Origin of the sequence: Desulfuromonas sp. TF (assembly GCF_000472285.1) — a bacterium.
Classification (GTDB): Bacteria; Desulfobacterota; Desulfuromonadia; order Desulfuromonadales; family ATBO01; genus ATBO01.
This window is the reverse complement of the sequence record NZ_KI421419.1, coordinates 81343-104935: the sequence shown is the minus strand read 5'-3', so window position 1 is coordinate 104935 and position 23593 is coordinate 81343. Positions and strand designations below refer to the sequence as shown.

Below are 23593 nucleotides of genomic sequence, written 5' to 3'. Positions count from 1 at the left end.
CGTTCTTATACCGCCATCATGGCCACACGGTAGCACCGCAGACACCGCTCCGCTTCCCGAACCGCCTGACTGTCCTTGAGCCCGAGTTCCACCTCGGAGTAGTTCTTGAAGCTCGCCCGCTGCCGCCCGTGGATCTCCGCCTGGTTTTCCCTGGCGGCGGCATCGAGTACGGGAACCTCTTCATTCTTGTCGTAAACCCCGAGGTGGGAGAGGATATCTTCCATGATATCGTCGTCGCTGAGATAGACCTGCCCCTCTTCGAGATAGCGCTGGATGACCCGGGCGGCCCGGTGCCCGCTGCCGACGCATGCCACGACGGTGAGAGGGCCGATTTCGGCATCCCCGCCGGCAAAGACCCCGTCGAGGTCGGTAATCAGAGTTCGGGAAAGAGGGTTGCCCATGCCGTCCTTCAGCTCCCGGTCGGCCGCATTCTTCAGGGGGAGGTGCTTGGTGACAACGGTATTCCAGCGGGTGATGTCGATCCCCAGGTCCTCGGGAATGAAGGAGAGGTCGGGATCCTGGCCGATGGCCGGAATGACCGTATCACATTCGATGACATATTCACTTCCGGGGACCGGCGCGGGGCGGCGGCGTCCTGATTCGTCCGGCTCGCCGAGCGCCATTTTGACCACCTCCACGCCGACGACCTTGTTGTTCTCGGTGACGATGCGGGTCGGATTGACCAGAAATTCGAACTGAACCCCTTCCTCTTCGGCTCCGTCCACTTCCCAGGAATCGGCCGGCATCTCCTTGCGGGTCCGGCGATACACCAGGATGGAATCTTCCGCCCCTTCTCGCAGCGCGACGCGTACGCAGTCGATGGCGGTGTTGCCGCCGCCGACCACCACGACCTTCTTGCCCATGCCGGTCGGCTGTCCCATGTAGGCCTCGCGGAGAAAATCGATGCCGCCGGGAAGAAAGCCTTCGTACCCCTTGTCCTCGCCTTCAACCCCCATGGGCTTGGAGCGATGGGCGCCGGGAGCGAGGAAAACGGCGTCGTATTTTTCCTTCAGCTCGGCCAGTGGGATATCCTTGCCGATCCGGGTGCTGTAGATGATCTCCACCCCGAGGCTGCTGATGATGTCGATATCTCGTTGCAGAAGATGACGCGGCATCCGGTAGGCGGGAATGCCCACGGCGATCATACCGCCGCCGAAGCCTTCGGGAAGCGCCTCGTAAATGGTGACGGGATACCCTTCGAGGGCCAGGTAATAGGCCGCCGCCAGTCCGGCCGGCCCGGCCCCGACCACGGCCACGGTCTTGTCCCTGCGAGGCTTGGGCTGCATCGGCGGAGTCTTGTGGTGCTTCCACTCGTAATCGGCCGCCGTGCGCTTGAGAACCATGATATTGATCGGCTCATCCACATTCTTGCGACGGCAGGCGGTTTCACAGGGATGCGGGCAGACCCGGCCGCAGACCGCCGGCAGCGGCATGCTTTCCCGGATCACGGAGAGGGAGTGGCCGTAGCGGCGGTCCTTGATCGTTTCAATATAGGCCGGAATGTCGATGTGGGCAGGACACTTGTCCTGGCACGGCGCGGTAAGTTTGACCTTATAGGATGCCGGCTTCGGTTTGCGCTCGCCGCGGATATAGGCGAGATAATCGTCGCGGAAATGCTTGACCGTATCCAGCACCGGCACCGCGGAGGTCATGCAGAGGGTGCATTTGCAATTCTCCAGCAGTCCGGCGATACTTTCGATGGTCGCCAGATCACGCTCTTCCCCATGGCCGGAGACGATGCGGGCGAGGGTATCCTGCATGACGCGGGTGCCGCGCTTTCCGGGGGTGCATTTAGCGCAGCAGTAATTCTCCTGGACCCGCCTGGCATATTCGGCGGCCATGGCCACCACATCCACTCCCGGGCTGGTGAGGATCACCCCATCCCATCCCATAAAGGCGGACCACGGGCGATCGCCGTCGTAGGTCACCGGCAGCTTCTTCTGAAAAATCTCAGTTTCGCTGCTGCCTCCCTGGCGGTTATCGACGATGTTTCTTCCCCAGCTGGAAAATACGACCTGAGACAAATCGGCCTCCTGTATAGTTCCGTCGTTCTCACTCCATAAAAGAAGAACGAAAAACTTCCTAAGAAAAGGGAAAGACTGCTCTTTCCCGGTAATTGCCTCGCGCTATTCTGTATACAGTATGCAGTTAAATACCATAAGGAGGGAATCTAAATCAAGGGAAATTTTCCCCAACGTCTTTCACTTCCGGACAAATAAGACCTTGGAATGACGCATATTTTACCCGTGATTCGGAGGGTCTGCAGGAGGACGGCTCCTGCGGGCGAGGAATCGCCCCGACAGGGGTCAGGGGATGCCGGAAAAAGGGGAAATGATACGCCAGGCACCCGGGTGATAACGGTCGCCGCCTTGATAGGCCCACTCCTGCTGCAGGCGGAACTGTCGGACCGTGGCCGAGGGCAAGAGATAATACTCCAGGACGATGGAGGTCTCCGCCCGCCCGGCCTCTTCCCGAAGGTCGACCGATTCCAGGCGGACATCGACGATATGCAGGTCCTTAAGATCCCCGAAGCGCTGCCGAAAGGTTTCCCGATACTCTTCGGAGTAGTGCCGGGAGGCGCCGTCATGGTCCATCCATCGCAGGCGCTGCACATAGTCGCGGCCGGCGGTCTCGAATTCCTGACCGGGGCGCGCCATCATCCCGCAGGACAAGAGCAGAAATGCCGACATCAGGGTGGCAAGTCCCTTTCCCAAACTCATCATCTTTTTTTCAGACTCCCTTGAATTTCCATGATTCCTGGTTACACTGAATCCTTGTATAAAGGCAGAGATCCAATGCGGGCGTTTTCGGCCCCTGATATTTACCTTTTGAATTACAGGAAATCAGCAGATGAAAAAGGTCGAAATCTACACGAAGAGCTATTGCCCTTACTGCAAAAGAGCCAAGGAACTTCTGCGCATCAAGGGCGTGGAGTTCACCGAGTACGACGTCACCACCGATCCGGTCAAGGAGCAGGAAATGCACCGCCGCGCGGGACGGCAAACGGTGCCGGAAATTTTCGTGGACGGCGACCTGCTGGGTGGATGTGACGACCTCTTCGACCTGGACGAAAAGGGCGAACTGAACGGAATCCTGGGCCTTACCGCCAATCCCGGCGAATAGCCGCCATCAGTTCCAATGCCAGATCCACCTTGCCGAAAGGCGGCATGAGATACCAGCCGCCGACCCTTCCCCTGCCGGCCTCCACCAGTTCCATGGCGAGATCCAATCCCTCCCGGACCCCCGACTCGCCGCTTTTGCCCCGCATGCGCCGGCGCACCTCGTCCGGCAGGGTGATCCCGGGCACCTCGTTATGCAGGAACTCGGCGTTGCGCTCGCTCACCAGAGGGAGAATTCCCACCAGGACCGGGATGCCCTGCGGTGCGGTGCGCTCCAGCAGAGTGTCCAGAATCTCTCGTGAATAAACCGGCTGAGTTTGCACGAAGCGTGCCCCCGCCGCGACTTTTTTCTCCAGACGCCTGAGCTGGCCGTCCATGCTGGGCAGATTGGGATTGAAGGCGGCGCCGAGAAGAAAGCTGCTGCAAGCTCCGAGGTCCGTCCCGAGAAGACTCTCTCCCCGGTTCAAGGCGGAAAGAAGCTGCAGAAGCCCTACGGAATTGAGATCGAAAACGCTGGTGGCCCCCGCCTCGCCTCCAACGGATACGGGATCTCCGGTCACAGCCAGGATATTGCGGAGCCCCAGCAGGTGAGCGCCCATCAGTTCCGAATGGAGGCCGATCAGATTGCGGTCGCGGCAGGTGACATGAACGATCACCTCGGCGCCGGTTTCATCCTGGATTTTCTTTCCGAGAGCCAGGTTCCCCATCCGGATTCGGGCAAGGGGGTTTTCCGCCAGGCTGATGGCGTCCACCCCCGCCCCGGCCAGGGTGTGTGCCGCCGCCAGAACCTTCGTGCAGTCGATTCCCCGCGGCGGATCGATTTCGACCGTCACCACCGGCCGCCGGCCCCACTCGTCGAGAAAGGTTTTCGGAGCCGCCTCTCTCCTTTCCTTCTCCCCGGCGACGGGAGTCTCCACCCGAGGCCGGCGCGGCCGAGGCTCCGGTCCGGCTCCGGCAAGGGCCCGGGCCAGGGCTCGGATATGGTCCGGAGTGGTTCCGCAGCATCCCCCCACAAGGGAGGCGCCGGCCGCGGCCATCTCCCGCCCCATGGCGGCGAAATATTCGGGGGTGGCCAGATAGATGTAGCGCCCGTCCACGTACTGGGGAAAACCGGAGTTGGCGAAGGCCGACAGCGGCAGAGCGGAAACCGCCCCCATGCGGGAGAGAACCTTGAGAAGATCCCGCGGGCCCGAGCCGCAGTTGGCCCCCAGGACGGCGGCGCCGGCGGCATCCAGGCGGCGGGCCGCTTCCTCGGCGGACACCCCTTCCCGGGAGCGCCCCTCCTCCAGAAAGGCCATCTGCGCAACGGTGGGGAGACCGAGCTCTCCGGCAATGGCCAGGGCGGTCTCCAGGTCGTCCAGGGCGGAGAACGTCTCGAGAATGAAAAGGTCGACCCCTCCCTGCGCCAAGGCTTCCATCTGCTCGCGCAGCACTTCCTTCTTCTGCTCGGGGGTGATTTCGCCCGATTCCCCGCGGGGGCGGATCAGGGGACCCACCGCCCCGGCGACAAACCGCTCCGGCCCGGCCGCGGCGCGTGCAAGTCGGGCGCCGGCCTCGTTGATGACCCGGACCTTTTTCTCAAGGCCGATAGCCCCAAGCCGTAGCGCGTTTGCCCCGAAAGTGTTCGTTTCGAGCAGTTGGGCACCGGCATCGACGTAATCGGCATGAACGCCCCGCACCAGGTCGGAATCGATCAGATTGAGATATTCGAAATTGGCATCCAGAGGAACCCCGCGACTGTACAGGAGCGTCCCCATGGCACCGTCGCCGATGATGATTTCGGAAGCCAGACGTTCGAGAAACAGTTTTCCTCTTTGATCCGCGTTGATCATAAAAAACTCTTGAAAGGAGTGGAAATCGAGCCAAAATATAAAACAGCTCCGCCCTTCTTATGTCACAGATCACTGAAAAAATAAAGGCTCTCCGATGAGATTCTGTACCTCGGACGCCCTGCCGCATTGCCGCGACGCCTAGAGGCGAAACAGCTCGTGGCGGATATGCAACCGAAGGGGTGACGTGACCTGATGTGAAAAGTTCCAGGGTATCTGGGAATTGATTTTAGGACGATTATCTCACTTGTTGAGAGTCGAGAGGAAAAAGCTGCTATAGCCCCAGCAGCGGGGAGTGTTCTCTGTACGCTGCTGGGGTTTCGTGTTTGATCAGAAAAATAGTTCAGGGCTGATTCTGAACCGTCTTGTCAGATTTGCGATGTGTGTCCTGGTTAAATTCTTCGATCCGCTCAGGATTTGAGATACCAGAGATTTTGAGCCGATCTCTTCCTTCAGATCGGAATATGACAGGTTGTGCTGATCAATGAGCACTCTTAGCGTTGAGACTCCCGGGTCGCCGGTCTCAACCTCTTGGATGTAGTTGCTCACACTCTCAAGGCTGTTTTCGTACTTCTCGATTGAGTCGGCAACCATGTCGATCATACGAAGCAGCGGCTCCCCCTCACGGTCCTCGGCCTTCGTAATCAAGTGCTCGACAAGATCCAGAGCGAACTCGTAGTCTTCTTCGGTTTCGATTTCAATTACCCGGTGTGCAGTTTTGAAGAAGGAGAGAAACGAAGCTTCAAGTTTTTTTGCTGTCGCCGTATTCATCATTTCTCCTTTCTGTATTTCCTGCAAAGCTTGTCGTATTCTGCGTGCGTGACGATGTGTTTGACGTAGAATTTCTGGTTGGTGAATAGGACCATCGCCATGATCCGCAGATTGTTACCGCCGATGTCTATCACGTACCACTTGTCCTTGTACTTGAAGTTATCAATGCTTGGAAATATTTGTTTCAGCTCCTCCGGGGTTTTGAATGTCCCACTATTCAAGACCCGGTAAGCGTCCATGATCGCTGTTTTATCATTCGGGAACCTTCTGGTAGCCTCCTCGAAAGCCCTCTTGCGAATAACGTGCATTCCATCTCCATCAATAGGCGGTGTTTACTTTGAGTAAACAGTACCACATTGCAAATTGGTTTACAAGAAGTAAACTCAGCAGGTCGAGCCAGCTCCACACCCTCCCGGAAGAACTGGCAAAGAATGTCCTCCAGATCCGATGTTATCTCCCGAAGATGAATAGCCGTCACCATATTTCCATGGGTGATCTTACACACTCCTGCAATGCGAGAAAACCCCGCCCAGATCACCAAGCGGGGTTATGATATTTAAGATGCCGTGACTTATAAAAACTCAACAACTATTCATAATGCGTCCACATTCGCAGCATCTTCACCGTTCTTGTCTCTTCCAGAACCTGGTAGACAAGTCGGTGCTGAATGTTGATTCGACGGGAATATGCTCCAGCCAAATCGCCAACAAGCTTCTCATACGGAGGCGGGGTCTGATATGGATTCTCCGCTAGGACACCAAGCAGCTTTTCGGCTTTCGGCTTCAGTCCTGAAGCCGATAATTTCTTCGCATCCTTCTGGGCTTGCTTGGTAAAAACGATCCGCCAACTCACCAGTCAAGGTCCTCGTCGCACTCATCGACAGGGGTATTCATCCCCTCAACAATTGATTCCTTCATGCCCGGCACAGAATGGAGATAGAGCGTCTCCTGAACCGCCCGCCAATCGTCTTCAGCGATCAGGACCGCATTGCCGCGCTTACCGGTGATTTGTACAGGCTCATGCGATTCGGAAACTTCATCGAGAAGTTTATAGAGGCTTTTCCTTGCTTCAGTCGCCGTAATAGTAGTCATTTTCTTCTCCTCTTAAGGTACGTTAAAGCGTACGCCAAATGGAGTCGATAGTCAACTGAAAACAGAACTCGAAAACCATAGGTGTTCAGCGCCAGGAAAAGACTGTATCACGAGAAAAAGGCCATCCAATGCGGCGAAAAGAACAGACTTTGGAAGGTGTCGTATAAGTCACGACAATGTCAGACAGGGGATAAGCGTCCGGCCAGTCGTGAATTTTGAGACAGCGATTCCGTTGTCGACGGCGCCCTGTTGTGGATTAGTAGTGCATTTTCTCACCACCTGACTAGAAGTACGAAGGGTGAGCAGGGGGAAATTTCACAGGTCACGATCGTCGTCAGTACAATGCCGAAAACCGAATTGGGAACCTCTCGTGTCAATGGTTGAAGTGGCCTTGGTCAAGCATCATCTGCAATGGAATCAATTTCCTGCGGGGCTGTTTGTGGTGGATTGAATTCCCGCATGAAGATGCCCCAGAAGGCTACGAAGAGGGCAGCGAGCAACGGCCCGATCACGAACCCATTCATTCCGAATAGCACGAAGCCGCCGAGCGTCGAAAGCAACACGATATAATCCGGCAGCTTGGTGTCGCGCCCCACGAGAATCGGGCGCAGGACTTTGTCGACAAGGCCGATGACTCCCACTCCGAAGGCTGCCAGAATCAGCCCCTGCCCCCAGTGGCCGGTGGCAGCCAGGTAAATCGCGACCGGTCCCCAGATCAGACCCGCCCCGACAACAGGCAAAAGCGACAATAAGGCCATCACCACGCCCCACAGCAACGCACCCGGGATGCCGAGAAGCCAGAAGATCAATCCTCCCAAGGCTCCCTGCACGGCCTTTACAATACCCCTACCGCCGGGTTCTTGTGCCAACCGACTTCTCTGATGCGTCGCGGCAGGCCCTAGCCGCCACAACTTTTCTGGCACCTGGAGCCGGCATCGATCTGCTGCATGTGTACGGGATCTGGGGAGAGGAGCAGTTGAGCATGGCCGGTGCGGTCGAAAAAGCGGAACAGTACCGGCAGCGAACCGAATTATGGGCGATGACATCAATGGACAGATGGCGGCTGGATATCGACCTCGCCGGGCATCCTGTCGAGCAGCATGTGCGAAAGGGATACGCCTCCTCCGGAACCGTCCAGTTTGCCGCGGACCGTAAAAACGATCTAGTCGTCATGGGGACCGTCCGCCGCACGGGCGTTTCCAATGTCCTGATCGGCAATGTCACCGATCATGTTTTACGCACGGCACCATGTGACATTCTTATCGTTCCGCAAAACGCCTGAAAGGCAAATCAGGTCATCCTTTCAGAAGTATCACTTGCAAAGGCTTTGCGGATTACTTTAATCGATATCCTTCCTCCTTTCCCGGTATTCGTCAGGGGTGATCTCGCCTTCTCTGTATCGATCCATGAGAAGATCGGCCCTGGCTCTGCTTTCAGGATCGGACAACCGGATTTGCATCAGTATGGCCCTGACGACATATCCCAGCCCTGCCAGGAAGATAAGTCCGATCAAAACGATAAAAAACCACATCATCAGTGACATCTTTTCGCCTTCTTTTTGAAGTTGGACCTGTGGAGAACCGATTATTCTTTCCAGGTTTTCTCCAGGCCTGCCGGTTCGATCTTGACCCTGCGGATCGCCGTCTGGGAGACTTTGACGCACGTCAGAAGGTAATCGCCCCACTTCACCTTTTCGCCTTCCACAGGGATATGCCCCAGTTCGAAGAGAATCAGCCCGGAAAGGGTGTCATAGGGTACACCTTCAGGGAAACGCACTCCGAGCAGTCCCTCCAGATCATTGAGAGTAAGAAATGCGTCGACCATGTAGCCCCCATCTTTAATGGGCTGGATACGCTTCGGCCCTCCTATATCATGCTCATCCTCGATCTCGCCAACCAACTCCTCCAGCAGGTCCTCGGTCGTGACGATTCCACTGAGCCCGCCATATTCGTCAACGACGATCGCCATGTGAAGGTGGCGACGCTGCATCTCCCGCAGAAGGTCGTTGGTTCTTTTCGTCTCCGGGACAAAGAAGGCAGGCCGTAGGAGGCTCTCCACGTCCACGGTCTGGGCCTGCACCGCCCGCCCCAGCAGATCCTTGGCATGGATGAAGCCGATCACGTTCTCGATCTCGCCCCGATAGACCGGGTAGCGTGAATATTGACCGTTAAGGACCGTTTTCAGGATCAGCTCTTGATCCCCTTCCAGATCCAGCGCCACGATGCGGGGGCGAGGCACCATGACCTCCCTCACCTGGGTCTGGGAGAACTCGAATACATTGCGAATGAACTCCTGCTCGCCGGGGGTAACCGTCCCGGCCTGACGGCCTTCGGCCACCAAGTGCTCGATTTCTTCTTTCGTGATGAAGGCCTGCTCCCCGGATGCCTTGATCCCCAGCAGACGCAGAACCGCCTGGCTCGACAGCGTCAGAATAAAGACCGGGATACCCCCGATCCGGGCCAGGAAACGAATCGGACGGGCTACGCCGAGAGCGATCCGGTCCGAATATTCCAAAGCTAGAGCCTTGGGCACCAGCTCTCCGAGAATCAGGGAGAGATAGGCGATAAAGCCGACCACCAGAAAAAGGGCAAGAGGTTCAGCGGCATTAGCGACAAGGCGAATCGGGACCTGCTGCAAAAGCGGCTTGATAACCTCGACCGCGGCGGCGCCCCCAACGGCGGACGCCGCTGTTCCCACCAAGGTAACGCCGATCTGGACCGTGGCCAGGAAGCGGTGAGGGTCGGAGAGAAGTTGCTCCACGAGTTTGGCCCGTCTGCTTCCCTCGGCCGCCAATTGTGCGATCCGGCCGCGGCGAACCGAGACGATGGCGAGTTCCGCTCCGGCGAAAAAGCCGTTGGCCAGAATGAGCAACAGGACGATAAAGAGTTCGAGTCCGATTTTTTCCACTGTTTATTCTCCAAGCCCCCCCATAAACTGCAATTGGTACATGTCCAAGCGCGATGCGACAGCCGACAATGGCTGCATTCCGATGCGCCTAATGAAACATCCCTTTCCTTCCGACCGACACGGCAGCCCGAGAAACGGCGAGTACACTGGAAGTATAGTCTATGGGGATCATATGCTAGGGGGGGAAACGAGGATTCACATCATCCCCCGTAGCTGTGCAATCCAGAGAGGAGCAGGTTGACTCCCAGGTAACAGAAAATGGTCGCCGCAAAACCGGTGATGGAAAGCCACGCCGCTTTTCGCCCGACCCACCCGCGGGTGAAGCGGGCGTGCAGGAAAGCCGCATAGATGAACCACACGATGAGACTCCAGGTCTCCTTCGGGTCCCAGCTCCAGTAGGTCCCCCAGGCGTAATTGGCCCAGGCAGCGCCGGTGATGATCCCCAGGGAAAGCAGGGGAAAACCGATCATGATCGCCTTGTAGTTGATATCGTCCAGAATTCGGGCGTCCGGAAGAGCCGCCATCAAACCGCCTTTCGAAGAGGAATTTCCGCTTTTATCCTTATTGGCCTTGAGCAGATACATGATGGAGACTCCGCAGGCCACGGCGAATGCGGCATAACCAAGAAAGCAGGTGATGACGTGATAAGTGAGCCAGTTGCTTTGCAGGGCAGGAACGAGCGGATCGATCGCCGAATCAAGGCCGAGTTGTGCCCACGTCATGCCGAGAAAAGCAACCGGAATCACGAATGCGCCGACAGCCCGCTGCCTGTATTTCAGATCGACCAACAGGTACGTGAGCAGGATCGACCATGAGAAGAAGACTACAGACTCATAAAGGTTGGAGAGGGGCGCACGACCATGTTCGCCGAGCATCTGGTATGACTCGTACCAGCGCAGACCCAAAGCGATGGTGTGAATCGCGAAACCGGACCAGGCCAGAACTGTGGCGGTGAGCGCAACTGTCCTCGACCGTGTGGCCATATAGGTGATAAACAAAATCATTGCCGCAAAGTAGACGATCGTGACCGCATTGAAGATTTGGCCGCTCAACATAGGGTTCTCCATACATGTATGATTTTACAGGCTGTTGTCACAGGCAGACGCCACGATGGCGCCAGCAACCAACTGATGACGTTCGCATCGAAAAATGCGAGGAGGGTATTCAGGAGAGATTTTGCGGGGGGACAAAGCGTTCCAGAAAGACTTCAGGGGGAATGGTGCGAAGGTAAGGGATATGAATCCGGCAATGGGTCACAGCGGCAAGGAAATTCGACCCGCCGGGAGGGATATTCTCAGGGAGTTCATTTTCTTCCCAGCAGTTGTCGGCCGTCGAGGTGCCTCTATGATCCTTCTCCTCAATGGGGAATAGGGGCGAGTGATCGTTCGCTGTCTCCAGGGCAAAGCGATGCTGCGCACCTGCGAAGCCCGGAAGGACGGATGCCGCGGTCAGGGAGCATCCGAGGAGCAGAAGGAGAAGTGAGCGAAACGATTGAGATCTCAGGCATGCCATATGCTATCGCCATCAGCAGGCAGGCGAGCTTCGCCGCCCGTCCCGCTTCCATCCACGGCCAGAGCCTTAATTCTATCTAATATAGCACGTGGGTAGCTTTTCGTACTCATTTTTTTGTATCCAGCGTGTCCTTGCCAGATTCTTCTCTTGCCGGACTCCCCGGCACCCACCCGTGAACGGCTTCTGCGGTGCCGATCTCTTTCGGCAGCCTCCGGGTCTTGATCACCGACACCAGCATGGAGCCGCCTATCAGCAGCGCGGTGATCAGCAGCGCAGCCTCGGTGGGGATGACCTTGCCGAAAGCCGCATTGATCAGCATCTTCGCCCCAACGACCATGAGCACCAGCGAAAGGCCGTACTTGAGGTAATGGAAGCGGTGGATGATGCCGACCAGGGCGAAGTAGAGCGCCCGCAGCCCCAGGATGGCGAAGACGTTGGACGTATATACGATGAACGGGTCGGTGGTGATGGCGAAGATGGCCGGGATGGAGTCGAGCGCGAACACCACGTCGGAGACTTCCACCAGGATCAGAACCACCATCAGCGGAGTGAAGTAGAGCAGGCCGTCACGGCGGATGAAGAACCTGTTTCCTTCATACCCTTCCGTCACCCGGAACCGGCGGCGCACCAGGCGGACCAGGCGGTTCCCCTCCATGTCGGGTTCCTGGTTGATCGTCACCAGCATCTTGCCCCCGGTGAAGATGAGGAAAGCGCCGAAGATGTAGATGACCCAGTGGAAGGCTTCGATGATCGCCGCCCCGGTCAAAATCAGCGCGGCACGCATCACCAGGGCACCGAGAATCCCCCAAAACAGAACGCGGTGCTGGTACTGCGCCGGAACCTGAAAATGGCTGAAGATCAGGACGAAGACGAAGATGTTGTCGACGCTCAGGCTCTTCTCCAGCAGATAACCGGTTAAAAACTCGACTCCGGAGTTCGCTCCGAGGAAATGATAGACTCCGGCGCCGAAGATCAGCGCCAGGACGAAGTAGCCAAGACTGAGCAGCAGCGCCTCGCGAATCCCCACCTCCTTGCCTTTGCGGTGGAGCACGCCGAGATCCAGGGCGAGCAGCACGAGGACGAAGAGGTTGAATCCGATCCACATCCAGAGGGAGTTCACGAGAAGTTCTCCAATCCCGAGGTTTTATTTACCGGTCCGAGCCCGAGAACGATATAGGCCAAATAGTCTTCATCATCGTCTTCATTGTAGCGGTCATTACTCCCTTGAGAAGGCCATCGCTTCCAGGCGGGCGATGCGCTCCTCCATTGGCGGGTGCGTGGAGAAGAGCTTCAGCATCGATGCGCCGGTCAGGGGGTTAACAATAAATAGGTGAGAGGTCGAGGGGGTCGCCTCCTGCATCGGCATCATCGTGGAGGCCTGCTGCAGCTTGCGCAGCGCGCCGGCAAGCGCCAGCGGCTTGCCGCAGATCCTCGCTCCGGAGGCATCAGCGCGATATTCGCGGGAGCGGGAGATGGCCATCTGGATCAGCATGGCCGCCATGGGAGCGATGATCGCAAGGGCCAAGCCGCCGAGAAGGCCTCCTCCCCCTTCCTCGTCCTCGCCGCGGCCGGAGCCGAAGATGGCGGCCCACTGCAGCATGCTGCCAAGCATTGAAATGGCGCCTGCGAAGGTGGCTGCAATGGTGGAAATCAGGGTGTCTCGGTTTTGAACGTGCGCCAGCTCATGGGCCATTACCCCTTCGAGTTCCTCCGGGGACAGGATGCGCAGGATTCCCTCAGTGGCGGCTACGGCCGCGTTCTGTGGATTGCGTGCCGTGGCGAATGCGTTTGGACCTTCCGAGGGGATGATGTAGACCTTGGGCATCGGCATATTCGCCTGCAGGGCGAGGCGTCGGACCATCCCGTAAAGAGGGATTCTCTGTTTCGGAGACTTCCCGGGCCTTGTACATCTTGAGGATGATCTTGTCCGAATACCAGTAGGAGAAGAGGTTCATGCCGCACGCCAGGGAAAAAGCGATGAGCATGCCGGACTGGCCGCCAATGGCGCTGCCCATGGCGACAAGAAGGAGGGTCAGACAGGTGAGAAGGAAGGTGATCTTGAGCAGGTTCATTTCTTTTACCTCCGCGTTTAATTTGCATCCGGTAAAAGAAAAAGACCTTTACCCGATGCATGGTTGATGCATGGACAAAGGTCTTGCAAGGCTCGACTTTACGTCGCAGCTCCCGCGTCCGGGTGGCGAGACCACCGTATTGACGAAGCACGGGCCGGTAGGTTCCGGATGCTACTCCCCTTTTAGTGCCGATACTTTATCAGTTCCTTCCGCGATGTCAATAGGTATTGGCGGAGATTATTAAATCGTAAGCGCGTAAAGGAAAATTGATTGATGCGAGTCTCCGAAGGCGCGGAAAATTGATTTTGCCCACGGTCCGCGTATATTTGGATATGAATGGTGAATGGGCGCTTGCCTGGAGGTTTTGATGAAAAGATCTATCCGAGTTGCCGGTCTTCTGCTCCTCCTCGTCGCGGTCTCCTGCGTGACCATCAACATCTACTTCCCCGCCGAGGAAGTGCGCAGCGCCGCGGACCGCATCGTCAACGAAGTCTGGGGCGAACGGGCCTTGTCTGAAGAGCCGAAACCGCCGAAGCCGCCCCTCCTGGAGAAGGCTCCCGGAAGCAGCATGTTCTTCCTGCTCCAGCCGCGCAGCGCCTACGCCCAGCAGGACATCGACGTCAGCACGCCGGAGATCCGGGCTATTCGTGCGTCCCTGAAGGAGCGCTCGGGAAAGCTGTTTCCGTATTTCGATGCGGGGAACGTGGGCGTGGGGCGGGACGGTCTGCTCAAGGTCCGCACCACCGACGGGCTGGACTTGAAAGGCAGGGCCGAGGTGCAACAGCTGGTTTCCGCCGAAAACGAGGACCGCCGGCGGCTGTACAAGGAAATCGCCCGGGCAAACGGTTTTCCCGATAAGGCCGATGAAGTGCAGCAAATCTTCGCCGATACCTGGCGGGACAAGGCAGGCAAGGGGTGGTATATCGAGCAGTCCGGAGGGGGATGGGAGAGGAAGTGATTCTTCGGAATTCTCGAAGAGAATCCGGATCGGGGAAGCATGGGAGTCTCCTATGTTTTTCGACGATCTGATATAATACGCATAAGAATGATAAACGGCTGACCCGGAGGCTCACAAAGGCGAGGCAAACAAATTTACAATCCTTTTCCTCCGGGAGATCATTTTTCCACAGAAGCTGTCGGGAGAGTGGTTCAAGCGGGGAGACGGATCATGAAACGCACGGCCCTCCTACTGTTGGTAATGGTTGGGGCCATGTTCGATTATACGCCCCTTTGGGGGCAGGAATATGGCACCGGGCTCGAGGATTCAGAGCATCAGGCCATGTCCGAGACCTTTCAGTATGCCCTGGAAAACAACCGGACGAACGAGGCCTCGGCGTGGGTGAACCCGGACACCTCGCGTTCAGGAAGCGTGGTGCCGGTGAACACCTTTCAAAATTCCGCCGGTCAGTATTGCCGGGAATTTGTCACCACGGTAATCATCGGCGGCGTTGAGGAACCGGCTTACGGCACGGCCTGCCGGCAGCCCGACGGTGCCTGGCTGATCGTACCCGGTGAGGCGGCCGCGGACAGTGGGCGCGCCGTCGAACGAGTCGTTGAAAAACATTATATCCATCCTTATGGTTATGGAGATTGGTACGCTTACTATCCGTTCTATCATTACCCGGACCCCTGGTTTTACTCTTCTCGGATTTTCTTCAGCTTCAACATCGTGCATTTTTCCGGAACGCGTCACTTTAAGCATGCCAGGGGACATCATCTTCATTTCCATGGCATCCATCGCCACAAAGGAGTGAAGGATTTACGCGGCAAGCATCATCATGACGGCTTCATTCGTTCGCACCGAGGCGGCGTCATTGTGCGCCCTGGCGACGGTCATATCCGTCGCGATTCCCGCCGGGGCCCGGATGATCGGGTGATACGCGGACCGAGAGCAAAGAGTGATATGCAGCGGTTCCAGAGGCGCCCCGATACCTTCAGGAACCTGAATCGAGGAGGCATTCATCGGGGCATCAGCGGTGGGCGCGACTTCCACAACCGTCGAGATGTCCGCCGTGGCTCGGATGATCGGGTGATACGCGGGCCGGGCACCAAAAGCAGCATGCAGCGCTTCCAGAGGCGACCCGATACGTTCAGAAATTCGGATCGAGGAGGGATTCATCGGGGCGGCAGCGGTGGCCGTGACTTCCACAAACGTCACTCTGGAAGTTCGCGATCCGGCCGTTGAGAGGGGCTACTCGAGATAACGGGGAACAAACAAGGGCCTCCGCAAACCGGAGGCCCTTGTCTCAACAGATAATAAAGATGAAATTTTTGTTAAGGAAGACCCGAACCGGTCCGCCTTAAATAATCCACTGCCGGGAAGTCCCCATATCCGTCGGTGCAATCCGGATTGACTCCTCGCGCCCCTCGCGAATGATCAGAATTTCCACCTCCTGCTCGTTCTTCCCCTTGCCGTAAGAAGCGACGACAGCACCGGCTGTCTCCAGGTCGGCCGCTTCAGGGGCGCCGCTCACCAGCCCGAGGGGGCCATTGTAATCGGCCGCCCTCAGCAGGACCTGCCCCGGCCGGAGCTGGACCTTGATCCTGTCGTTGTCGTCCTGGTTGCGGCCTAGGGTAAGCTTGGCTTGGGGGGAGAGGCGGAACTGCCTCCCGACCTTGAGGAGTTCGACGTCGGCCACCTCCGCCTCGGGATCGTGGGCGAAGAGGTCGCGCAGGCGGTCGGAGAAATGCTTTTCGGTAAGCAGACAGCCGCCCCCCGAGGAAGGATATTCGATCAGACCCCATTCCTTTGCCAGCGCTTCCTGGCGTCGGCGGGAGCGCCCCTGGATGTCAAGAAGCCGCTCGCGGTCGACCAGCCCCTCTTCTTCCATCGGGGTAATGGGAAGGAGCCGGGCGCTCAGCGGGCGCAGGATGCGGTCTCTACCCCCGGAGTATTTGGCTACAGTCTTCAGGGCCGTCAGGTTCTGACTCATGGGCCGCTGCCCCAGCACCTCGCCGGAGAAGACGAAGTCGAATCCTTGCTCTGCCATGATTTCCCCGGCGAGGCGGAACATCATGGCATGGCAATCGATGCAGGGGTTCATGTTCTTGCCGTACCCGTACCGGGGATTCTTCACCATCTCCAGGTGAACGTCGCCGATCGGCTTGACGATCAGGGGTATGTCCATATGGCGGGCGGCCTTTTCGGCCTTGCCCGACCCGAAGAAGGGGGTGACGAAGGAGATGCAGGTGACCTCCACCCCCTGGCGCTTCAAGGCCAGGGCAGCCAGGCTGCTGTCAAGTCCTCCGGATAAAAGTCCTAGTGCTTTACTCACAATGTTCCTCCTGTTTACCTTATCGTGCTGCCGTACAAAAATGGAGACTACCACAGAATCCCCGCCGGGAACAAGTCCCCGCGGGCGGCGGAATGAAGGCGGGGGTTGCTCCCGGATGAAGAATGATGGTATCGTATCGTCGTGAATTAATCTTTTGACCCTGTCGGGAGGACGCCTTGCGCGACAGTTTCGGCCGCACCATCGACTATCTCCGCCTTTCGGTCACCGACCGCTGCAACCTGCGTTGCCGTTACTGCATGCCCGAGGAAGGTGTTGCCCCGCTGAACCACGGCGAAATTCTCTCCTATGAGGAACTGCTGCGGGTGGCGGAAGCGGCTGCGCGTCTGGGCGTTAGAAAAATCCGGGTCACCGGAGGCGAGCCGCTGGTGCGCAAAGGGATCGTCGGTTTCATCAGCCGTCTTGCGGCCTTGCCGGAAAGCCCGGAGATAACCCTCACCACCAACGGCCTGGGGCTGGCAGAAATGGCGCCGGAGCTGAAGGCGGCGGGCCTGTCCCGGATCAACGTCAGCCTTGATACCCTGAGAGAGGACCGGTTCAAGGGGATTACCCGCCGCGACGGCCTTTCGAAAGTCCTTGCCGGTCTGGAGGCCGCGGACCGGGCGGGACTGACACCGCTCAAGATCAACATGGTTCCGATCCGCGGGGTGAACGAGGACGAAATCGCCGATTTCGCCCATCTCACCCGCGAGCATCCCTGGGAGGTGCGCTTCATCGAGTTCATGCCGGTGAGCGACGGCCTCGACTATACCCCGGAAAACCGCTTCAGCGCGGCGGCCATTATGGAGGCTCTGGGCAGGGAAGGGGAGCTGATTCCGATTCCCCGGCAGGGCCCGGCCGGCCCGGCCCGCCTCTTCCGCTACCCGGACGGTCTGGGGCGGCTCGGGGTGATCCCCGCCGTGTCCGACCATTTTTGCGGAGAGTGCAACCGTCTGCGCGTCACCGCCGACGGCCGGATCCGCACCTGCCTGTTTTCCGATGCGGAAATCGATCTGAGGAGCGCCCTGCGCGGCGAGTCTCCGGGCGTGTCCCTGGAGGAGCTGCTGCGGACCGCCGTCGGCGAAAAGCCGGAGCGGCACCGCATTGGTGAAGAGGATTTTCAGCACGGGAGCCGGCGCATGCAGAAGATCGGAGGGTGAAAACCGAGGACGAAAGACAGAGGACAGAAGACGGCTTGCCCGCCGTAGCTTTAGTGAAGGCGGGAGGACGGAAAAAGGGGGAGCGGCGTGAGGCCGCTCCCCCTTACTGCTTCAGCAGAACATTTGCGTTATATAGACCTTGCCGTCCTCGGTGAATCCGATGCCGATCCCTTCCGTGGCGTAGCCCGGGTTCAGGATGTTCTTGCGGTGTCCTTCGCTTTTCATCCATCCCTGGACGGTCGAGCCGGCGATTTCCTCCAGGGTGTTCCAGAGCCGCTCCCGGGTTTTGCCGCCAGGACCGACGGTATACCGGACGGCGTGGAACAGGCTATTCTGCGCCAGGTTTTCCGCGAGTCCCGTCCGAAAGGCCAAACCGTATTCTTTCCGGCAGGTGAAACCGGCCTTTGCTCCCCGCTCCGTGGGCGTCTCCCCCCGCGGATTCGTATGGGAGAAATACCCCTTCTCGCTCATGTCTTCGCTGTGCTTTCGGGCGATCTCCGCCAGCGCTTCGTTCCATTTCAGCGGAGGCAGATCGTTCTTGGCTCTCTCCTTGTTGACCAGCTCGTGGATTCGGACGGCCAGTTTTCCGGGGTCGATCTCCGGCTTTTCCGTGCCGGAGACCGGCGGCGAAAGATTCAGCAATACAAGGAGGAGCAGACACGCGATGGTGGGAAGACGTTTCATTTCTCGGGGAGTTCCCGGGCCACCAGCTCGAGAATGTGAATGACCTTCTGCGGCAGGCCGGCGTGGGCGATGGTGTCCTGCAGCTGCATCATGCAGCCGGGGCAGGCGCTGGCGACCAGGTCGGCTCCGCTCTTCTCGATGCCGGGGGCCTTGCGGGCTCCGATCTTCTTGCTCGTATCGTAGTGGTATACGGAAAAGGTCCCTCCAAGGCCGCAGCAGCGGTCGGCCCCCTCCATCTCCACGAAGCGAACCGCCGGCAGGCTTTTCAGGATCTCCCGCGGCTCCCGGGTGATCCCCTGGGTGCGCAGGTGGCAGGGGTCGTGGTAGGTCACTCTCTGGAAGACCTCCTTCTTCGGCAGCTGCGCCAGCTTCTCCGCCAGCCCGTACCGCTGCAGGAAGACATGGATGTCCGTGACCTTGGCGGCGAGCCGCTCATGCTCTGGGCCGAGAGCGGCGAAGTGTTTCCCCATGCCGATGTTGCAGGAGGCGCAGGAGGTGACGATGACGTCGGGTTCCCGTTTGCCGAAGGCGAGAAGGTTCTTGTTCGAGAGGTCCTCGACCGCAGCCGCATCGCCGGAAGACAGAGCCGGCAGCCCGCAGCATCCCTGGTCCTGCGGAATGAGAATATTCATGCCCATGTAGCGCAGGATCGCCAGCGTCGCCTCGCCGATTTCCGGATACATGTAATTGATCATGCACCCGGTGAAGAAGGCGACCGTCGGCATGCCGGGATCGCCGGCGATGAACTCGGGATGCCGGTCGCGGAAAGGCTTGGCGGCAACCTCCGGGAGGGTGCGGTCCTTAGCGACGAAGGGAAGGGGAAAGCGCAGGCGCAGGCCGCTCTGATCCGGAACCTTCTTGAAGAGGAGGCGGGAAAAGGCGCTGCCCCCTTTAGCCATAAAGTTCATCAGGGCCGGGTTTCGCAGGACGGTGGACACCGCCTTGCCGAAGGTTGTGAGCCCTTTTCGCTCGGCGATCTCCCTCCGGGTGGCCATGACGATTTCATCGGTGGGGACGAGGTTGGGGCACTTGTCGAAGCAGGAGCCGCAGAGCAGGCACTTGGACATGTCGGCGATCAGCCGTTCGTCCAGCTCCACTTCCTGCTCGAGGAGGGCGTGGGCCAGGGCCACCTTGCCGCGGGCCACTACCGACTCCCGTTTCTGCTCGCCGAAAACCGGGCAGTGGGCCTGGCAGGCGCCGCACTTGACGCACTGCCGGATCTGCTCTTCGAAATCTTTCAGGTTTTTATGTTTGCTCATTGTGAAAAAGGGGGGTAGGGGCTGGAGGCTAGGGGCTAGAGAGAATCGCTTGTTTCTCCCAGCCCCCAGTCCCTACCCCCTGACCCCCTGCTCCTTAGTCTTCCAGAAATATCTTCCCGGGATTCAGAATATTGTTCGGATCGAGGGCGCGTTTGATCGTCTTCATATAGGCCACGGCCGCGGAATCGAGCTCCATCGGGATATAGGGGGCCTTGGTGATGCCGACGCCGTGTTCGCCGCTCATGGTGCCGTCGAGCTTCAGGGTCTCGGCGAAGATCTCCTCGATGGCCTTCTCCGCCTTTTCCAGTTCTCCGGGGACGGAGCTGTCGATCATCACGTTGACATGGATGTTGCCGTCGCCGGCATGGCCGAAATTGACGATGGGAATCTCATACTTCGAGGCGATGGCCTCGATGGCACGGATCATTTCCGGAACGCGGCTTCTGGGGACGCAGATATCCTCGTTGAACTTGTCGGGGTTGACCTTGCGCAGGCTGGGGGAGACCTGCCGCCGCACCTTCCAGATGTCTTCGCTTTCAGCCGGCGTCTGCGCCACCCGTGTCTCCACCACGCCCAGGGGCGCGACGATGTCCAGGATGCGCTTCGCCTGGCGTTCGATGAGATCGCGGTCGCCGTCGACTTCGATGATCAGAACCGCGCGGGCGGCCGCGGGGATCTGCAGGCCGGTAGCCTGGCGAACGCAGTCGATGGTGGTGGCGTCCATGAACTCCAGGGTGGTGGGGATGATCTTGCCGCGGATGATGGCCGAGACGCCCTGCGCCGCGCCGTCGATGGAGTCGAAGAGCACCAGCATGGTCTTTTTCGCTTCGGGGAGCGGCAGCAGCTTGATGATGATCCTGGTGATGACCCCGAGGGTCCCTTCGCAGCCGACCATGAGCTTGGTCAAGTCGTAGCCGACCACCCCCTTCATGGTCTGTCCCCCCGTGCGGATGATGTCTCCCTGCGGAGTGACTATTTCCAGGCCGAGGATGTAGTCCTTGGTCACGCCGTACTTGACGCATCGCGGTCCGCCGGCGCACTCGGCGACATTGCCGCCAAGGGTGCTGAATTTGAGGGAGGCGGGGTCGGGGGGATAGAAGAGCCCCACCTTCTCCACCGCCTGCTGAAACTGTTCGGTGACGACCCCCGGCTCCACTTCGGCGACCAGGTTCTCCTCGTCGATGCGCAGGATCCGGTCCATCCGCGAGGTGACCAGCACGATCCCCCCCTTGGTGGGAAGGCTGCCGCCAGTGAAGCCGCTGCCGGCGCCCCTGGGAAAAACCGGAACCTTTTCGGTATTGGCCATTTTCAGGATCAGGCTGATCTCGGCGGCCGTGGCGGGATAGACCACCACGTCGGGGAGATGCTTCTGCTGAGTGGCGTCATAGGAATGGCAGATCAGGTCGGCCTTGTCGGTGGAGACGTTATCGGCGCCGACGATGTCTCGGAGGATCTGGATGATGCGAGGGTCGAGCATTTGAAATCCTTCTGTGACGAGTGATCAGTGATTGGTGATCAGTGGAAAACCCTTTACTCATCACCGATCACTGATCACCGCTTTATTACCGGCAACACCGTCCCGCCGTCGGGGATAACCACCACGGCGGGATTCGGGGGAAGCTTTTCATACGCCATTTTGAGGGCTTCGTCAAGGTCCGAGGCCTTTTCCATCCCCATTCTGCAGGTTTCCTCATCGCCCAGTTCGCTGACCAGGATGACCCGGTAGCGGCGGGCCTTGATCAGGGTGGAGTAGGCGGTCTGGCCGTTGATCTCGTAGCGCTCGCGCAGGGCCGACTCGAAATCGTCCAGATCCTGGTGGCGGAACCAGTCGAAAAAGGTCTTGTTTCCGAACCCGTCGCCGCAGGCGGCCAGCAGAATGATCGTACCCCCTTTCCAAAGGGCGTTCACGCCGTAGTCCAGGGCCTTATGCGACTGGATGAAGTTGATGTCCTTGGGATAGCCTCCGCAGGAAACAACGGCCAGATCGGCGGGATCATCGAGGCGAACGGCGTAGAGCCGGCGGACCTGTTCACAGGCGGCCAGGTGGGCCTGTTCCAGTTCGCCGCAGAAAACATCCAGGATCTTCTTCTCCGGAGAGAGGACCGTATTGAGAAGGAAATCGGGCTCCACCATGCGGGCGGCGGCGAGGATGTTCTCGTGCACCGGATTCCCTTCCAGTACGCCCGTGGCCGCCCGGGGATTGCGGCCCCCGATCGCCGGCGGATTGAAGACGGCGAAATGGGAGGCCATGCAGGTATCCCGCCCGGCGACTCCGGGGACGAGACCCTTGCGGCCGCCGCCGAAGCCGGCGAAATAGTGAAATCCGACGGTGCCCGTGACGATGACCCGGTCGGCCTCCGCCACTCGTTTGTTGATCACAACTGGAATGCCCCCCGGGGTCTCCCCCCTCAGGACCAGTTCCGCCGGGTTGTCGCAGTCGTGGTCGGTGACCTTCACCCGCCCGAAGGCCGGTCCCAGGATTTTGCGGTGCTCGGTCTCGGTCTGCTTCCGGTGAATGCCCAGGCCGATCAGCACCTCGATGTCCCCGTCGGCGACACCGACGCCGTTCAGGCGGTCGAGGAGGATCGGCAGGTAGACTTCACTGCCGGTATAGCGGGTGATGTCCGAGGTAACGATCGTCACCTTCTCCCCCGGCCGGATGATCTCCTCCAGGGGCGGCGTCCCCAGAGGAGCGTCCAGAGCCGACCGGATCAGCGCTTCAGGATCTTCCGGCGGCGCCGGCAGGTCCGGGAGCAGCACCCGGGCACCGGAAAGAGGGCAGGGGAAGGATTCGGTCCCGTATTTTAAAAAGAGTGGGTCCATCGGTCGGCCGCCTTTCAGAGTAATCAATTCATAATAGGTTTTTTGGCGCTCAGGCGCAAGAAACAACGCGGAAGACCGAAGACGGAGGACGAGGACAGAAGCCGGGCGGCTTCTTCAGGAGCGAGGCAGGCTCGAGATTTCTATCGTACCCGGATTGTAAAAAATCCAGGACGCGCGTTATGATGTGGGGAGGCAGGAATTCATCCGGAGATATCTGAGGCCGTGAACCATTATTTTCCAGGCCGATCTTCCGAAAGCACTTCGTAGAGTTTAGCGACATGGAAGAGAATGGAGAAGCCACGGAATGGGAAAAATCGAATCGAGCGGCGGGCGATTGATTCCCGGCTGATGGCCGTCCTCGATACGGTGGTCGATGCTGTCATCACCATTGACGTGCATGGGATTATTCTGTCCTTCAACCGAGCCGCGGAAAAGATCTTCGGCTATCCTGCCAATGAGGTGTTAAGCCGCAAGGTCAACATGCTCATGCCCGAGCCCTATCAAAGCGAGCACGACCATTATATCCACAATTATCTCACCACCGGCATCCCGAAGATCATCGGCATCGGCCGCGAGGTGGTCGGCAAGCGCAAGGACGGCACAACCTTCCCGATGGAACTGGCGGTCAGCGAGGCACGGGTGGGGGAGCAACGCATCTTCACCGGCATCATCCGCGACATCTCCGAGCGACGCCGGGCCGAACAGGAGCGCGAGCACCTCATCGCCGAACTGGAAGCGAAGGCGGCCGAAATGGAGCGCTTCACCTATACGGTTTCCCACGATCTGAAGAGCCCCCTGATTACCATCCGCGGCTTCCTCGGGCTTCTGGAGAAGGACATGGCGGCTGGCGACGCCAAGCGCCTGAAAGAAGATATTACCCACATCCAGGAAGCCGTGCGACGGATGCAGATGCTGCTCGACGAGCTTCTTACATTGTCGCGCATCGGCCGGCAGTCCAATCCACCGCAGGAGATCGCCATGAGCGAACTGGCCCGCGAAGCGGTTGAGCAGGTGGAGGGACAAATTTCCGAGCGGGGCGTTCGGATCGCGATCGACCCCGATCTTCCCCATGTCCGGGGCGACTACCCGCGTCT

The 23593-nt window shown here is 58.9% G+C and carries 23 protein-coding genes and 2 pseudogenes; 6 read left to right on the top strand and 19 right to left on the bottom strand.

Going from position 1 to position 23593, the window contains the following annotated elements; translation table 11 throughout:
* Nucleotides 1-5 precede the first annotated feature (5 nt).
* Both DTF_RS0110535 and DTF_RS0110530 read right to left on the bottom strand, forming a co-directional pair.
* A complete protein-coding gene (locus DTF_RS0110535) occupies nucleotides 6-2024 on the bottom strand; it encodes an FAD-dependent oxidoreductase (protein ID WP_027715286.1) in 2019 nt (672 codons plus the stop codon).
* 282 nt (nucleotides 2025-2306) lie between these two features.
* Nucleotides 2307-2723, bottom strand: a complete 417-nt coding sequence (locus DTF_RS0110530; RefSeq protein WP_027715285.1) for a hypothetical protein — start codon at nucleotides 2721-2723, stop codon at nucleotides 2307-2309.
* Nucleotides 2724-2850: 127 nt separating this feature from the next.
* Between DTF_RS0110530 and grxC the strand changes: the two genes are divergently transcribed.
* Nucleotides 2851-3123 (top strand): glutaredoxin 3, encoded by a 273-nt coding sequence (gene grxC, locus DTF_RS0110525; protein ID WP_027715284.1) that lies wholly within the window; start codon nucleotides 2851-2853, stop codon nucleotides 3121-3123.
* Here grxC and DTF_RS0110520 read toward each other — a convergent pair.
* The 6 genes and pseudogenes from DTF_RS0110520 to DTF_RS0110495 form a co-directional block, all read right to left on the bottom strand.
* Complete coding sequence (locus DTF_RS0110520; protein WP_027715283.1) at nucleotides 3101-4951, bottom strand: bifunctional homocysteine S-methyltransferase/methylenetetrahydrofolate reductase; 1851 nt, start codon at nucleotides 4949-4951, stop codon at nucleotides 3101-3103. The two genes, grxC and DTF_RS0110520, sit on opposite strands and share 23 nt — an antisense overlap.
* A 327-nt stretch (nucleotides 4952-5278) precedes the next feature.
* Nucleotides 5279-5719, bottom strand: coding sequence for a type II toxin-antitoxin system HigA family antitoxin (locus DTF_RS0110515; protein ID WP_027715282.1), 441 nt, complete (start codon nucleotides 5717-5719; stop codon nucleotides 5279-5281).
* Nucleotides 5719-6027 (bottom strand): type II toxin-antitoxin system HigB family toxin, encoded by a 309-nt coding sequence (locus DTF_RS0110510; protein ID WP_027715281.1) that lies wholly within the window; start codon nucleotides 6025-6027, stop codon nucleotides 5719-5721. The genes DTF_RS0110515 and DTF_RS0110510 overlap by 1 nt, the downstream gene beginning before the upstream one ends.
* Before the next feature lie 280 nt (nucleotides 6028-6307).
* Complete coding sequence (locus tag DTF_RS0110505; RefSeq protein WP_027715280.1) at nucleotides 6308-6571, bottom strand: Txe/YoeB family addiction module toxin; 264 nt, start codon at nucleotides 6569-6571, stop codon at nucleotides 6308-6310.
* Nucleotides 6568-6810, bottom strand: coding sequence for a type II toxin-antitoxin system Phd/YefM family antitoxin (locus DTF_RS0110500; RefSeq protein ID WP_027715279.1), 243 nt, complete (start codon nucleotides 6808-6810; stop codon nucleotides 6568-6570). The genes DTF_RS0110505 and DTF_RS0110500 overlap by 4 nt, the downstream gene beginning before the upstream one ends.
* A 395-nt stretch (nucleotides 6811-7205) precedes the next feature.
* Nucleotides 7206-7649 (bottom strand): annotated as a pseudogene (locus DTF_RS0110495) (AI-2E family transporter); the annotation flags it as partial.
* Nucleotides 7650-7672: 23 nt separating this feature from the next.
* On the opposite strand from DTF_RS0110495, the gene DTF_RS27220 reads away from it, so the two are divergent.
* The gene (locus tag DTF_RS27220; protein WP_226989283.1) at nucleotides 7673-8092 is read left to right on the top strand and encodes a universal stress protein; all 420 of its coding nucleotides are present in this window, start codon (nucleotides 7673-7675) and stop codon (nucleotides 8090-8092) included.
* A gap of 57 nt (nucleotides 8093-8149) precedes the next feature.
* On the opposite strand, the gene DTF_RS0110485 is transcribed toward DTF_RS27220, so the two are convergent.
* From DTF_RS0110485 to htpX, 6 genes and pseudogenes are all read right to left on the bottom strand, one after another.
* Complete coding sequence (locus tag DTF_RS0110485) at nucleotides 8150-8344, bottom strand: hypothetical protein (RefSeq protein WP_155890786.1); 195 nt, start codon at nucleotides 8342-8344, stop codon at nucleotides 8150-8152.
* 50 nt (nucleotides 8345-8394) lie between these two features.
* Entirely contained in the window at nucleotides 8395-9717 is a 1323-nt protein-coding gene (locus DTF_RS0110480) for a hemolysin family protein (RefSeq protein ID WP_027715275.1), read from the bottom strand.
* A 200-nt stretch (nucleotides 9718-9917) separates the two neighbouring features.
* The gene (gene ccsB / locus DTF_RS0110475; RefSeq protein ID WP_027715274.1) at nucleotides 9918-10772 is read right to left on the bottom strand and encodes a c-type cytochrome biogenesis protein CcsB; all 855 of its coding nucleotides are present in this window, start codon (nucleotides 10770-10772) and stop codon (nucleotides 9918-9920) included.
* A gap of 109 nt (nucleotides 10773-10881) precedes the next feature.
* The gene (locus tag DTF_RS26530) at nucleotides 10882-11229 is read right to left on the bottom strand and encodes a hypothetical protein (RefSeq protein ID WP_155890785.1); all 348 of its coding nucleotides are present in this window, start codon (nucleotides 11227-11229) and stop codon (nucleotides 10882-10884) included.
* 106 nt (nucleotides 11230-11335) lie between these two features.
* Nucleotides 11336-12349 (bottom strand): TerC family protein, encoded by a 1014-nt coding sequence (locus tag DTF_RS0110455; RefSeq protein ID WP_027715272.1) that lies wholly within the window; start codon nucleotides 12347-12349, stop codon nucleotides 11336-11338.
* Between the two features lie 96 nt (nucleotides 12350-12445).
* Nucleotides 12446-13301 (bottom strand): annotated as a pseudogene (gene htpX, locus DTF_RS23075) (zinc metalloprotease HtpX).
* 367 nt (nucleotides 13302-13668) lie between these two features.
* Here htpX and DTF_RS0110445 point away from each other — a divergent pair.
* Both DTF_RS0110445 and DTF_RS27685 read left to right on the top strand, forming a co-directional pair.
* Nucleotides 13669-14259 (top strand): DUF1318 domain-containing protein, encoded by a 591-nt coding sequence (locus DTF_RS0110445; RefSeq protein WP_027715271.1) that lies wholly within the window; start codon nucleotides 13669-13671, stop codon nucleotides 14257-14259.
* Between the two features lie 210 nt (nucleotides 14260-14469).
* Nucleotides 14470-15486, top strand: a complete 1017-nt coding sequence (locus tag DTF_RS27685) for an RT0821/Lpp0805 family surface protein (RefSeq protein WP_081702919.1) — start codon at nucleotides 14470-14472, stop codon at nucleotides 15484-15486.
* Between the two features lie 115 nt (nucleotides 15487-15601).
* Here the strand turns inward: DTF_RS27685 and DTF_RS23065 are convergent, their stop codons facing one another.
* The gene (locus DTF_RS23065) at nucleotides 15602-16576 is read right to left on the bottom strand and encodes a thiamine biosynthesis protein (protein ID WP_035056727.1); all 975 of its coding nucleotides are present in this window, start codon (nucleotides 16574-16576) and stop codon (nucleotides 15602-15604) included.
* Between the two features lie 176 nt (nucleotides 16577-16752).
* Between DTF_RS23065 and moaA the strand changes: the two genes are divergently transcribed.
* Nucleotides 16753-17733, top strand: a complete 981-nt coding sequence (gene moaA / locus DTF_RS0110430) for a GTP 3',8-cyclase MoaA (protein WP_027715270.1) — start codon at nucleotides 16753-16755, stop codon at nucleotides 17731-17733.
* A gap of 111 nt (nucleotides 17734-17844) precedes the next feature.
* Here moaA and DTF_RS0110425 read toward each other — a convergent pair whose 3' ends face one another.
* From DTF_RS0110425 to larA, 4 genes are all read right to left on the bottom strand, one after another.
* A complete protein-coding gene (locus DTF_RS0110425; RefSeq protein ID WP_027715269.1) occupies nucleotides 17845-18417 on the bottom strand; it encodes a CAP domain-containing protein in 573 nt (190 codons plus the stop codon).
* The gene (locus DTF_RS0110420) at nucleotides 18414-19676 is read right to left on the bottom strand and encodes a (Fe-S)-binding protein (RefSeq protein ID WP_027715268.1); all 1263 of its coding nucleotides are present in this window, start codon (nucleotides 19674-19676) and stop codon (nucleotides 18414-18416) included. Before DTF_RS0110420 ends, DTF_RS0110425 begins: the two co-directional genes overlap by 4 nt.
* Before the next feature lie 94 nt (nucleotides 19677-19770).
* Nucleotides 19771-21153 carry an FAD-binding oxidoreductase gene (locus tag DTF_RS0110415; protein ID WP_027715267.1) on the bottom strand — a complete coding sequence of 461 codons (1383 nt, stop codon included), beginning with the start codon at nucleotides 21151-21153 and terminating at the stop codon, nucleotides 19771-19773.
* A 74-nt stretch (nucleotides 21154-21227) separates the two neighbouring features.
* Nucleotides 21228-22499 (bottom strand): nickel-dependent lactate racemase, encoded by a 1272-nt coding sequence (gene larA, locus DTF_RS0110410; RefSeq protein ID WP_027715266.1) that lies wholly within the window; start codon nucleotides 22497-22499, stop codon nucleotides 21228-21230.
* A 288-nt stretch (nucleotides 22500-22787) separates the two neighbouring features.
* On the opposite strand from larA, the gene DTF_RS23060 reads away from it, so the two are divergent.
* The coding region (locus DTF_RS23060) for a PAS domain S-box protein (RefSeq protein ID WP_193352698.1) at nucleotides 22788-23593 on the top strand (806 nt) is incomplete at its 3' end.

Coding starts and splice junctions, on each gene's coding strand:
- DTF_RS0110530 (WP_027715285.1), bottom strand. CDS start 2,723: ATGATGAGTTTGGGAAAGGGACTTGCCACCCTGATGTCGGCATTTCTG.
- grxC (WP_027715284.1), top strand. CDS start 2,851: ATGAAAAAGGTCGAAATCTACACGAAGAGCTATTGCCCTTACTGCAAA.
- DTF_RS0110520 (WP_027715283.1), bottom strand. CDS start 4,951: ATGATCAACGCGGATCAAAGAGGAAAACTGTTTCTCGAACGTCTGGCT.
- DTF_RS0110515 (WP_027715282.1), bottom strand. CDS start 5,719: ATGAATACGGCGACAGCAAAAAAACTTGAAGCTTCGTTTCTCTCCTTC.
- DTF_RS0110510 (WP_027715281.1), bottom strand. CDS start 6,027: ATGCACGTTATTCGCAAGAGGGCTTTCGAGGAGGCTACCAGAAGGTTC.
- DTF_RS0110500 (WP_027715279.1), bottom strand. CDS start 6,810: ATGACTACTATTACGGCGACTGAAGCAAGGAAAAGCCTCTATAAACTT.
- DTF_RS0110485 (WP_155890786.1), bottom strand. CDS start 8,344: ATGATGTGGTTTTTTATCGTTTTGATCGGACTTATCTTCCTGGCAGGG.
- ccsB (WP_027715274.1), bottom strand. CDS start 10,772: ATGTTGAGCGGCCAAATCTTCAATGCGGTCACGATCGTCTACTTTGCG.
- DTF_RS26530 (WP_155890785.1), bottom strand. CDS start 11,229: ATGGCATGCCTGAGATCTCAATCGTTTCGCTCACTTCTCCTTCTGCTC.
- DTF_RS0110445 (WP_027715271.1), top strand. CDS start 13,669: ATGAAAAGATCTATCCGAGTTGCCGGTCTTCTGCTCCTCCTCGTCGCG.
- DTF_RS27685 (WP_081702919.1), top strand. CDS start 14,470: ATGAAACGCACGGCCCTCCTACTGTTGGTAATGGTTGGGGCCATGTTC.
- DTF_RS0110425 (WP_027715269.1), bottom strand. CDS start 18,417: ATGAAACGTCTTCCCACCATCGCGTGTCTGCTCCTCCTTGTATTGCTG.
- DTF_RS0110420 (WP_027715268.1), bottom strand. CDS start 19,676: ATGAGCAAACATAAAAACCTGAAAGATTTCGAAGAGCAGATCCGGCAG.
- DTF_RS0110415 (WP_027715267.1), bottom strand. CDS start 21,153: ATGCTCGACCCTCGCATCATCCAGATCCTCCGAGACATCGTCGGCGCC.
- larA (WP_027715266.1), bottom strand. CDS start 22,499: ATGGACCCACTCTTTTTAAAATACGGGACCGAATCCTTCCCCTGCCCT.